Raw genomic sequence first — 12,390 nt, 5'->3', positions numbered from 1 at the left:
GCGCTGGCCCGTGAATACCACAACTCCCATCACCATTCAGGAGCAGCTATGAAGCGCAGCAAGGCCCTGAAGGCCGCGGACGCCCAGGTCGACCGCGAGCGCCTTTACGCCCCCCTCGAGGCCGTCCGCCTCGCCAAGGCGACCAGCACCAGCAAGTTCGACGGCACCGTCGAGGTCGCCATGCGTCTGGGCGTCGACCCGCGCAAGGCCGACCAGATGGTCCGCAGCACCGTGATCCTCCCGCACGGCACCGGTAAGACCGCTCGGGTCCTGGTCTTCGCGACCGGCGAGCGTGCCGAGGCCGCGCGTGCTGCGGGTGCCGACATCGTCGGTGCCGACGAGCTCATCGACGAGGTCGCCAAGGGCAAGCTGGACTTCGACGCCGTCGTCGCCACCCCGGACCTCATGGGCAAGGTCGGCCGTCTCGGCCGCGTGCTCGGTCCCCGTGGCCTGATGCCGAACCCGAAGACCGGCACCGTCACCCCCGATGTCGCCAAGGCCGTCAACGACATCAAGGGCGGCAAGATCGAGTTCCGCGTCGACAAGCACTCGAACCTGCACTTCATCATCGGTAAGGCCTCCTTCACCGACGAGCAGCTGGTCGAGAACTACGCCGCCGCGCTGGACGAGGTGCTCCGCGCCAAGCCGTCCGCCGCCAAGGGCCGCTACATCAAGAAGACCGCGTTCTCGACCACCATGGGCCCCGGCATCCTGGTGGACCCGAACCGCACCCGCAACCTCCTCGTCGAGGAGGACCCGGCCGCGGTCTGATCGCAGTCGACGTCCGTACGGCGGGCCCGTACCCCCTTCGCCGGGGGTGCGGGCCCGCCGTCGTTTCCCGATCGATACCCCCGGCGGGGGGAACCGGCCCGCGGTCCGTCGTACGCTCGCCCGGTCCGCCCGCGCGCTCCCGCCCCCAGGGGGCGCCGCCGTCCGACCGCCGGAGAGTGCCGTGCCCGCCCTTCGCCCCGCCGCCAAGGGGGCGGCCCTGCTGATGCTCGCCGCCGGCCTGACCGCCTGCAGCGTGCTGGCCGTCTCCGGTGACCGCACCCCGATCAGCGACCGCCCCACCGTGCGCCCGCCCCGGCAGGTGCTGCTGTCCGCCTCCCAGCGGCTGGACGACGCCGGCGGGGCCAGGGTCCAGGTGGTCCAGGAGGGCCCGGCCGGGCGGCGCAGCGCCGACGGGGCGCTCTCCTGGGGCGCCCACGACACGGCCGAGCTGACCGTCACCGACGAGCTGGGCACCGGACGGCTGCAGGGCCGGAACGGCGCGCTGGAGCTCGGCTACCCGGGAGCGGCGTCCAGGACGGCGGAGCGGGCCGGGGCGGAGTCGCTGGACCCGCGGGCGGCGGCGAACGGCGCGAACGGAACGGCCGGCTGGGCGGGCGGCTGGATCACCGGCCTGCTGTCCAACCCGGGCGGCCCGGCGCGCGCGATGGCGCTCGCCGGCAAGCTCACCCCGCTCGGCGGCGAGCAGTTGAACGGCGGGACGGTCGCGCACTACCGCGGCACCGCGTCACCGGCGGACTACTTCGGCGCCGACGAGGGGCTGAGCCCCGCCCGGCTGACCGAACTGCTCGGCTACTACGAGCGGAACGGGGTCGGCACGCTCGAGTACGACTTCTGGGTGGCCCCCGGGGACCGGCTGCTGCGGGTGCGCTCCACGGTCCGCGGCGCGGCCGGCGCGGTGGTGACCACCACGGACGTCGCCGAGGGCGCCGAGACCGCCACCGAGCCGTCGGCCGACCCCTCCGCCACGCCGGTGCCGTAGGGGCCGCGCGGCGGGTCGTGCGGCCGAGTGGCGGGGGGTGCCACCGGGCCGCGCGAGGCCGGGTGGCAAGGTGGGCGGGACGCAGTGTTCGGACGGGGAGGCGTGGATGGCGGTGCGGCAGCGGCTGGCGGCGGTGGTCACCGTCGCGGTGCTGGCTGCCGGGTGCAGCTCGGCCGGCACCCCGGAGCCGTCCCCTTCGTCGAGCGCGCCCGGCTCCCCGACGCCGACGCCCAGCAGCGCCTCGCCGACCTGGCCGGCCAAGCCGACCGACCGCTCCCCGCACGGGGTGCTGCTCTCCTCCCAGCTGGCGATGCAGACCGCCCGCCGGGCCAAGGTGAGCTACCGGCTGGGCGCGGACGCCGGCTCCGGGCCGCTGTTCTGGCAGCCGAAGACCGCGCTCCAGGTCAAACGTTCCACCCCGGCCGCCGCCGAGCAGCTGATCGTCGTGGACACCGTCGCCTACGAGGGCGGTGACGCGGCCACCGCGGCCCGGCAGGGCGGCAGGCACTGGGAGCGGTTCGCCGGGCCGCAGGGCCCGGACGGGCACCGGGAGATCCCCTACGCGGGGCTGATCGACCTGCTCAATCCGGTGGTGGCGCTGGCCGCCGCGACCGCCGACGGGACCACCGCCCAGTACGTCGGCGAGGAGAAGTTCGAGGACTCGACGGTCGAGCACTACCGGGTGACCACCGACGCGGCCCGCTACGCGGCGGCGCAGACCCAGCTCAGCGGGGCCCGCCGGGAGGGCCTGCGGACCGCGCTGGCCCCCGGCGGCTCGGCCTCGCTCACCCTGGACCTCTGGCTGAACGACAAGGACCAGCTGGTCCGGATGGAGCGCACCGGCACCGGGGACAGCGGCCGGCTGGACGATTCGGTGGTCTACACCGAGCCCGGCGGCCCGCTCTCGGTGCAGGCCCCGGCGGAGTCGGACACCGTGGACACCGGCACCCGCAGCGTCTCCCCGCTGGCCCGCTGAGCCCGCCGGGCCCGGCCCGCCGGGCGCCGGCCGGGGGCGATTTGCCCCGGACGGCGGCGTCCGGCTAGTGTTACCCAAGCCAAAGACCGCTGGTTGTCGCCGTGCACCCGCAAGGGAGTGCGCGACCGAAGGACCTGCGCTTCGCGCGCAGGCAGCCCGCGCAGGACTGTTTGGAGCTTTGACCTCCGGGTCGCGTGCCCCGCACGTGGATCCGTCGAGTTCACGCCGAGCCCCGTGCGCCTGCGCACCGGGGCTCATCTGCTTTTCCGCAGGGGCTTTCCTCCGTCCGGTGGTTCGAGGCGCGAATGGTCGACTCTCGCGGTCGGCCCGACTTCGACATCACGGAAGGAGGCGTACGCCTATGGCTAGGCCCGACAAGGCTGCCGCCGTCGCCGAGATCACGGAGCTTTTCCGTGGCTCGAACGCGGCTGTGCTGACCGAGTACCGCGGTCTCACGGTGAAGCAGGTCAAGACCCTGCGTCGCTCGCTGGGTGACAACGCCCAGTACGCCGTGGTGAAGAACACGCTGACCAAGATCGCGGCCAACGAGGTCGGGATCACGGAGCTGGACGACCTGTTCGCCGGTCCGACGGCTGTCGCCTTCGTCACCGGTGACCCGGTGGAGTCGGCGAAGGCTCTGCGTGACTTCGCCAAGGAGAACCCTGCTCTCGTCATCAAGGGCGGTGTCCTTGACGGCAAGGCGCTGTCCGCCGACGAGATCAAGAAGCTCGCGGACCTCGAGTCCCGCGAGGTGCTGCTCGCCAAGCTGGCGGGTGCCCTGAAGGCCAAGCAGTCCCAGGCTGCCGCGCTCTTCCAGGCCCTGCCGTCGAAGCTCGTCCGCACCGTGGACGCGCTGCGCGACAAGGTCGAGCAGGGCGGTGCCGGTACGCCGGCTCCCGCCGCCGAGGAGACCGCGGCCGAGTAATCGGCCGGGGCCTTGCCTCGCTGCGGGCCCGTACGCCCGCCAACCCGTACATCCGGCACCACCTGCCGATTTAGTGGAAGGACGCCAATCATGGCGAAGCTGACCCAGGACGAGCTGCTCGCGCAGTTCGAGGAGCTCACCCTCATCGAGCTGGCCGCGTTCGTGAAGGCCTTCGAGGACAAGTTCGACGTCACCGCTGCCGCCCCGGTCGCCGTTGCCGGCATCGCCGGCCCGGTCGCCACCGAGGCCGCTGCCGAGGAGCAGGACGAGTTCGACGTCATCCTCGAGTCGGCCGGCGACAAGAAGATCCAGGTCATCAAGGAGGTGCGCACCCTGACCTCCCTCGGCCTGAAGGAGGCCAAGGACCTCGTTGACACCGCTGGTGCCAAGGTCCTGGAGAAGGTTGCCAAGGACGTTGCCGAGAAGGCCAAGGCTGCCCTCGAGGGCGCCGGCGCCAAGGTCACCGTCAAGTGACTCTCCGCCCCCTCTGAGGGGGCTGCGGGCCGGGCCGATCACCCTTGCGGGTGGTCGGCCCGGCCTTTTTCGTACCCGCGTGCGGGCGGCGGGGCCGGCGCCGGACACACCGGTGTGGCCGAACGCCCACTCGGCACTGTCGGTGCGGCCGGGTATGGTGATCGCTGTCATCGGGTGCGGCCCCGACCACGGCTTCTGTAACGCCGGGGTGGTCCGGCGCGATGGAGGGGTCGAGGTCCGCGCCGGAGGCGGGCCCTTGACGAACCTGGCACGGCGCGCGATTCTCAAGGCGCGAGTCCGCCCGGTTGGTCCGCCGCCGGATGCATAACCGGCGGCTCCGGAGGGAAGTGACTCCACGTGAGTCGTGGGGCCCGGCGAGTCCGGGCCGATGCAGTACCCGGCGGGCGTCCGCGCCCGACGGCTACCGGGAGGAGTCTCCGATTCGGTTTCCGAATCAGAGCTGGACAGCAGTGTCGCCTTTGGCTACACTGTCCCTTTGCGCTGCCTGTTAGCTGCTCCGTGACTCGTCGCCCGGAGTCGGCGTTGCCCTGAAGGGGTCTGGCATCGCCTCCGCAAAGCGGCTCTGACCTGGGGTTTCGACCTCGGCAGAGGCCAGTGGCGAGGAGGCGGGACCAAGCCCGTGAAGGCCCGGCTGGTACGCGCGTAGTGAGCTCCGAGCCCTCGGAAGGACCCCCCTCTTGGCCGCGCCGCGCAACGCCTCGAACAATTCCGCCGCATCCACCGCCCCGCTCCGCGTCTCGTTCGCGAAGATCAAGGAGCCCCTCGAGGTCCCGAACCTCCTGGCCCTGCAGACCGAGAGCTTTGACTGGCTGCTCGGCAACGCGGCCTGGAAGTCCCGCGTCGAGGAGGCGCTGGAGAACGGTCTGGACGTCCCCACCAAGTCCGGTCTGGAGGAGATCTTCGAGGAGATCTCCCCGATCGAGGACTTCAGTGGGTCGATGTCCCTGACCTTCCGCGACCACCGTTTCGAGCCGCCGAAGAACTCCATTGACGAGTGCAAGGACCGCGACTTCACGTTCGCGGCCCCGCTCTTCGTCACGGCCGAGTTCACCAACAACGAGACCGGTGAGATCAAGTCTCAGACGGTCTTCATGGGCGATTTCCCGCTCATGACCCACAAGGGCACGTTCGTGATCAACGGCACCGAGCGTGTCGTCGTCTCGCAGCTCGTCCGCTCCCCGGGTGTGTACTTCGACTCCACCCTGGACAAGGTCTCCGACAAGGAGATCTACTCCTGCAAGGTCATCCCCTCGCGTGGTGCCTGGCTGGAGATGGAGATCGACAAGCGCGACATGGTCGGCGTCCGCATCGACCGCAAGCGCAAGCAGTCGGTCACCGTGCTGCTCAAGGCGCTCGGCTGGACCAACGAGATGATTCTCGAGGAGTTCGGCGAGTACGAGTCGATGCGCGCCACCCTGGAGAAGGACCACACCCAGGGCCAGGACGACGCGCTGCTGGACATCTACCGCAAGCTGCGTCCGGGCGAGCCGCCGACGCGCGAGGCCGCGCAGACGCTGCTGGAGAACCTGTACTTCAACCCGAAGCGCTACGACCTCGCCAAGGTCGGCCGCTACAAGGTGAACCGCAAGCTCGGCAACGCCGAGTCGCTGGACTCCGGTGTGCTCACCGAGCCCGACATCATCAACGCGATCAAGTACCTGGTCAAGCTGCACGCCGGCGAGGTCGACTGGCGTGACGAGACCGGCCGCGACATCGTGGTCGAGGTCGACGACATCGACCACTTCGGCAACCGCCGCCTGCGCAACGTGGGCGAGCTCATCCAGAACCAGGTCCGTACGGGTCTCGCCCGTATGGAGCGCGTCGTGCGCGAGCGCATGACCACCCAGGACGTCGAGGCGATCACGCCGCAGACCCTGATCAACATCCGGCCGGTCGTCGCCTCCATCAAGGAGTTCTTCGGCACCAGCCAGCTGTCCCAGTTCATGGACCAGACGAACCCGCTGTCGGGCCTGACCCACAAGCGCCGTCTGTCCGCCCTCGGCCCCGGCGGTCTCTCCCGTGAGCGCGCCGGCTTCGAGGTCCGTGACGTGCACCCCTCGCACTACGGCCGCATGTGTCCGATCGAGACCCCCGAAGGCCCGAACATCGGTCTGATCGGCTCGCTGGCCTCGTACGGCCGGGTCAACGCGTTCGGTTTCATCGAGACCCCGTACCGCAAGGTCGTCGACGGCGTGGTCACCGAGCAGGTCGACTACCTGACCGCCGACGAGGAGGACCGCTACGTCATCGCCCAGGCGAACGCCCCGCTGACCGCGGACCTGCACTTCGCCGAGCCCCGCGTCCTGGTCCGCCGCCGTGGTGGCGAGATCGACTACATCCCGGGCACCGAGATCGACTACATGGACGTCTCGCCGCGCCAGATGGTGTCGGTCGCGACCGCCATGATCCCGTTCCTCGAGCACGACGACGCCAACCGCGCGCTCATGGGCTCGAACATGATGCGCCAGGCGGTGCCGCTGCTGAAGAGCGAGGCCCCGCTGGTCGGTACCGGCATGGAGTACCGCTGCGCCGTCGACGCCGCCGACGTCATCACCGCCGAGAAGGCGGGTGTCGTCCAGGAGGTCTCGGCCGACTACGTCACCGTGGCCAACGACGACGGCACGTACACCACGTACCGCGCCGCCAAGTTCACCCGCTCGAACCAGGGCACCGCCTTCAACCAGAAGGTGCTCGTGGACGAGGGCGCCCGGGTCGAGGTCAACCAGGTGCTGGCCGACGGCCCGTGCACCGACGAGGGCGAGATGGCCCTCGGCAAGAACCTGCTCGTGGCGTTCATGTCGTGGGAGGGCCACAACTACGAGGACGCGATCATCCTGTCGCAGCGCCTCGTGCAGGACGACGTCCTCTCCTCGATCCACATCGAGGAGCACGAGGTCGACGCCCGTGACACCAAGCTCGGCCCCGAGGAGATCACCCGGGACATCCCGAACGTCTCCGAGGAGGTCCTCGCCGACCTCGACGAGCGCGGCATCATCCGCATCGGCGCCGACGTCGTCACCGGCGACATCCTGGTCGGCAAGGTCACCCCGAAGGGCGAGACCGAGCTGACCCCGGAGGAGCGCCTGCTCCGCGCGATCTTCGGCGAGAAGGCACGTGAGGTCCGCGACACCTCGCTGAAGGTCCCGCACGGTGAGTCCGGCAAGGTCATCGGCGTGCGCGTGTTCGACCGCGAGGAGGGCGACGAGCTTCCCCCGGGTGTCAACCAGCTGGTCCGCGTCTACGTGGCCCAGAAGCGCAAGATCACCAACGGTGACAAGCTCGCCGGCCGTCACGGCAACAAGGGCGTCATCTCCAAGATCCTGCCGGTCGAGGACATGCCGTTCCTGGAGGACGGCACCCCGGTCGACATCATCCTCAACCCGCTGGGCGTCCCGTCCCGAATGAACCCGGGACAGGTCCTGGAGATCCACCTCGGGTGGCTCGCCAAGCAGGGCTGGGACGTCTCCGGCCTCGCCGACGAGTGGGCCAAGCGCCTGCAGGTGATCGGCGCCGACAGCGTCGAGGGTGGCACCAACCTCGCCACCCCGGTCTTCGACGGCGCCCGCGAGGACGAGATCACCGGTCTGCTGGACCACACCACGCTCACCCGTGACGGCGAGCGCCTGGTGAACTCCACCGGCAAGGCCCGGCTGTTCGACGGCCGCTCCGGCGAGCCGTTCCCGATGCCGATCTCGGTCGGCTACATGTACATCCTCAAGCTGCACCACCTGGTCGACGACAAGCTGCACGCCCGCTCGACCGGTCCGTACTCGATGATCACCCAGCAGCCGCTCGGTGGTAAGGCGCAGTTCGGTGGTCAGCGCTTCGGTGAGATGGAGGTGTGGGCCCTTGAGGCATACGGCGCCGCGTACGCGCTGCAGGAGCTGCTCACCATCAAGTCCGACGACGTTCTCGGCCGCGTGAAGGTCTACGAGGCCATCGTCAAGGGCGAGAACATCCCCGAGCCCGGCATTCCCGAGTCCTTCAAGGTCCTCATCAAGGAAATGCAGTCGCTCTGCCTCAACGTGGAGGTGCTGTCCTCGGACGGCCAGTCCATCGAGATGCGGGACTCCGACGAGGACGTCTTCCGCGCCGCCGAGGAGCTCGGCATCGACCTGTCCCGGCGCGAGCCGAGCAGCGTCGAAGAGGTCTGACGGAGGTGGGGCCGGCTGCCCGCTGAGCAGCCGGCCCGCCCCCAGGCCCCCCTCAGACCACACGAACGACTCTCGACTTACGAAAGAGGGCTTGACGACCAGTGCTTGACGTCAACTTCTTCGACGAGCTCCGCATCGGCCTGGCCACCGCCGACGACATCCGCCAGTGGTCGCACGGCGAGGTCAAGAAGCCGGAGACCATCAACTACCGCACCCTGAAGCCCGAAAAGGACGGCCTCTTCTGCGAGAAGATCTTCGGCCCCACCCGGGACTGGGAGTGCTACTGCGGTAAGTACAAGCGCGTCCGCTTCAAGGGCATCATCTGCGAGCGCTGCGGCGTCGAGGTGACCCGCGCCAAGGTGCGCCGTGAGCGGATGGGCCACATCGAGCTGGCCGCCCCGGTCACCCACATCTGGTACTTCAAGGGTGTGCCGTCCCGCCTCGGCTACCTGCTCGACCTGGCGCCGAAGGACCTTGAGAAGGTCATCTACTTCGCCGCCTACATGATCACCTGGGTCGACGACGAGCGCCGCCAGCGCGACCTGCCGTCCCTGGAGGCGCACGTCTCGGTCGAGCGCCAGCAGATCGAGAACCGCCGCGACTCCGACCTCGAGGCCCGTGCCAAGAAGGCCGAGACCGACCTGGCCGAGCTGGAGGCCGAGGGCGCCAAGGCCGACGTGCGCCGCAAGGTGCGCGAGGGCGCCGAGCGCGAGATGAAGCAGCTGCGCGACCGCGCGCAGCGCGAGCTCGACCGCCTCGACGAGGTGTGGGCCCGCTTCAAGAACCTCAAGGTCCAGGACCTCGAGGGCGACGAGCTGCTCTACCGCGAGCTGCGCGACCGCTTCGGCACCTACTTCTCCGGCTCGATGGGCGCGGCGGCCCTCAAGGACCGCCTGGAGACCTTCGACCTGGCGGAGGAGTCCGAGCGCCTGCGCGAGATCATCCGCACCGGCAAGGGCCAGAAGAAGACCCGTGCGCTGAAGCGCCTCAAGGTCGTCTCCGCGTTCCTGCAGACCACCAACAAGCCCAACGGCATGGTGCTGGACTGCGTCCCGGTCATCCCGCCGGACCTGCGTCCGATGGTGCAGCTGGACGGTGGCCGCTTCGCGACCTCCGACCTGAACGACCTGTACCGCCGCGTCATCAACCGCAACAACCGCCTGAAGCGGCTTCTCGACCTCGGCGCGCCCGAGATCATCGTGAACAACGAGAAGCGCATGCTCCAGGAGGCCGTCGACGCGCTGTTCGACAACGGCCGCCGCGGCCGTCCGGTCACCGGCCCGGGCAACCGCCCGCTGAAGTCCCTCAGCGACATGCTGAAGGGCAAGCAGGGTCGTTTCCGCCAGAACCTGCTCGGCAAGCGCGTCGACTACTCGGCCCGTTCGGTCATCGTCGTCGGCCCGCAGCTCAAGCTGCACCAGTGCGGTCTGCCCAAGGCCATGGCGCTGGAGCTCTTCAAGCCGTTCGTGATGAAGCGCCTGGTCGACCTGAACCACGCGCAGAACATCAAGTCGGCCAAGCGCATGGTCGAGCGCGCCCGCCCGGTCGTGTGGGACGTCCTCGAAGAGGTCATCGCCGAGCACCCGGTCCTGCTGAACCGCGCGCCCACCCTGCACCGCCTCGGCATCCAGGCCTTCGAGCCGCAGCTGGTCGAGGGCAAGGCCATCCAGATCCACCCGCTCGTCTGCACCGCGTTCAACGCGGACTTCGACGGTGACCAGATGGCCGTCCACCTGCCGCTCTCCGCGGAGGCGCAGGCCGAGGCCCGCATCCTGATGCTGTCCTCGAACAACATCCTGAAGCCGGCCGACGGTCGCCCCGTCACCATGCCGACCCAGGACATGGTGCTCGGTCTGTTCTTCCTCACCTCGGACCGCGACAACGTGAAGGGCGCCGGCCGCACCTTCTCGTCGACCGCCGAGGCGATCATGGCCTTCGACGCCCGCGAGCTGGACGTCCAGGCCCCGATCGAGCTGCGCCTGCCCATCGGCACCGTGCCGCCCCGCGGCTGGACCCCGCCGGTGGACGAGGACGGCCAGTCCTCCTGGTTCGAGGGCGAGTCCTTCCGCCTGAAGACCACCCTGGGCCGCGCGCTCTTCAACGAGCTGCTGCCCGAGGACTACCCGTTCGTCGACTACGAGGTGGGCAAGAAGCAGCTCTCCGCGATCGTCAACGACCTGGCCGAGCGCTACCCCAAGGTCACCGTCGCGGCGACCCTGGACAACCTGAAGGCGGCCGGCTTCCACTGGTCGACCCGTTCGGGTGTCACCGTCTCGATCTCGGACGTCATCGTCCCGCCGAGCAAGCCCCAGATCCTGGAGGGCTTCGAGGCGAAGGCGGAGAAGGTCCAGAAGCAGTACGAGCGCGGTCTGATCACCAACGACGAGCGCAAGCAGGAGCTCGTCGGCATCTGGACCCAGGCGACCAACGAGGTCGCGGACGCCATGGCCGCGAACTTCCCGAAGACCAACCCGATCTTCATGATGGTCGACTCGGGCGCGCGTGGAAACATGATGCAGATGCGCCAGATCGCCGGTATGCGTGGTCTGGTGTCCAACGCGAAGAACGAGACCATCCCGCGACCCATCAAGGCGTCGTTCCGTGAGGGTCTCTCCGTGCTGGAGTACTTCATCTCCACCCACGGTGCCCGTAAGGGTCTCGCGGACACCGCCCTGCGTACCGCCGACTCCGGTTACCTCACCCGTCGTCTGGTCGACGTCTCCCAGGACGTCATCATTCGCGAGGAGGACTGCGGCACCGAGCGCGGCCTGAAGCTGGCGATCGGCTCCGTGGGCGCCGACGGCGTGCTGCGCAAGGCCGACGACGTCGAGACCAGCGTCTACGCCCGCATGCTCGCCGAGGACATCACCGTCGACGGCAAGCTGCTGGCCACCGCCAACACCGACCTCGGTGACGTGCTGATCGACGAGCTGATCCGCCACGGCATCGCCGAGGTCAAGACCCGCTCGATCCTGACCTGTGAGTCGGCCGTCGGCACCTGCGCCATGTGCTACGGGCGTTCGCTGGCCACCGGCAAGCTGGTCGACATCGGTGAGGCGGTCGGCATCATCGCCGCCCAGTCCATCGGTGAGCCCGGTACCCAGCTGACCATGCGTACCTTCCACACCGGTGGTGTGGCCGGTGACGACATCACCCAGGGTCTGCCGCGTGTCGTCGAGCTCTTCGAGGCCCGTACCCCCAAGGGTGTGGCCCCGATCTCGGAGGCGCAGGGCCGGGTCCGCATCGAGGACACCGAGAAGACCCGCAAGATCGTCGTCACCCCGGACGACGGCACCGACGAGATCGCCTACCCGGTCTCCAAGCGTGTCAAGCTCCTGGTGAGCGAGGGCGAGGCGGTCGAGGTCGGCCAGAAGCTGACCATGGGTGCCACCAACCCGCACGACGTCCTGCGCATCATGGGCCAGCGTGCCGTCCAGGTCCACCTGGTCGCCGAGGTCCAGAAGGTCTACAACTCGCAGGGTGTGTCGATCCACGACAAGCACATCGAGATCATCATCCGGCAGATGCTCCGCCGCGTGACGATCATCGAGTCGGGCGACGCCGAGCTGCTCCCGGGCGAGCTCGTCGAGCGCGGCCGCTTCGAGCAGGAGAACCGTCGCGTGGTCTCCGAGGGCGGTCACCCCGCCTCCGGCCGTCCGCAGCTGATGGGTATCACCAAGGCCTCGCTGGCCACCGAGTCCTGGCTGTCGGCCGCCTCCTTCCAGGAGACGACCCGGGTGCTCACCGACGCGGCGATCCACGCCAAGTCGGACCCGCTGCTGGGCCTCAAGGAGAACGTCATCCTCGGTAAGCTCATCCCGGCCGGTACGGGTCTGCCCCGCTACCGCAACATCCGGGTCGAGCCGACCGAGGAGGCCAAGGCCGCCATGTACTCGGCCGTCGGCTACGACGACTACGACCTGTCGCCCTTCGGCGCCGGCTCCGGCCAGGCGGTCCCGCTGGACGACTACGACTACGGCCCGTACACCGGCTGAGTCGAAGGTTCCCGTCCGCAGGGCGGCCACCCCCTCCCGGGGTGGCCGCCCTGCGGCGTTGCGGGGGCGGCGTT

At 69.4% G+C, this 12,390-nt stretch carries 7 protein-coding genes; all 7 read left to right on the top strand.

Annotation, left to right across the window (positions count from 1 at the left end):
* Positions 1–48 precede the first annotated feature (48 nt).
* Positions 49–771 carry a 50S ribosomal protein L1 gene (gene rplA / locus ABT238_RS02215; RefSeq protein ID WP_344342459.1) on the top strand — a complete coding sequence of 241 codons (723 nt, stop codon included), beginning with the start codon at positions 49–51 and terminating at the stop codon, positions 769–771.
* Between the two features lie 181 nt (positions 772–952).
* Complete coding sequence (locus tag ABT238_RS02210) at positions 953–1,771, top strand: hypothetical protein (RefSeq protein ID WP_350561848.1); 819 nt, start codon at positions 953–955, stop codon at positions 1,769–1,771.
* A 106-nt stretch (positions 1,772–1,877) separates the two neighbouring features.
* Positions 1,878–2,747 (top strand): SCO4651 family lipoprotein, encoded by an 870-nt coding sequence (locus ABT238_RS02205; protein WP_350561850.1) that lies wholly within the window; start codon positions 1,878–1,880, stop codon positions 2,745–2,747.
* A 361-nt stretch (positions 2,748–3,108) separates the two neighbouring features.
* Complete coding sequence (gene rplJ, locus ABT238_RS02200) at positions 3,109–3,672, top strand: 50S ribosomal protein L10 (RefSeq protein ID WP_344342466.1); 564 nt, start codon at positions 3,109–3,111, stop codon at positions 3,670–3,672.
* Positions 3,673–3,762: 90 nt separating this feature from the next.
* A complete protein-coding gene (gene rplL, locus ABT238_RS02195; RefSeq protein ID WP_350561852.1) occupies positions 3,763–4,146 on the top strand; it encodes a 50S ribosomal protein L7/L12 in 384 nt (127 codons plus the stop codon).
* Positions 4,147–4,844: 698 nt separating this feature from the next.
* Positions 4,845–8,321: a DNA-directed RNA polymerase subunit beta gene (rpoB, locus tag ABT238_RS02190; protein WP_350561854.1), complete on the top strand. Its 3,477-nt coding sequence runs from the start codon at positions 4,845–4,847 to the stop codon at positions 8,319–8,321.
* Between the two features lie 101 nt (positions 8,322–8,422).
* Positions 8,423–12,316, top strand: a complete 3,894-nt coding sequence (locus tag ABT238_RS02185) for a DNA-directed RNA polymerase subunit beta' (RefSeq protein ID WP_350561856.1) — start codon at positions 8,423–8,425, stop codon at positions 12,314–12,316.
* The last annotated feature ends 74 nt before the right edge of the window (positions 12,317–12,390 follow it).

Origin of the sequence: Kitasatospora sp. NPDC001527 (genome assembly GCF_040298605.1) — a bacterium.
Taxonomy (GTDB): Bacteria; Actinomycetota; Actinomycetes; order Streptomycetales; family Streptomycetaceae; genus Kitasatospora.
Note: the sequence above shows the minus strand (reverse complement) of the source record. Positions and strands in the feature narration are given on the sequence as shown.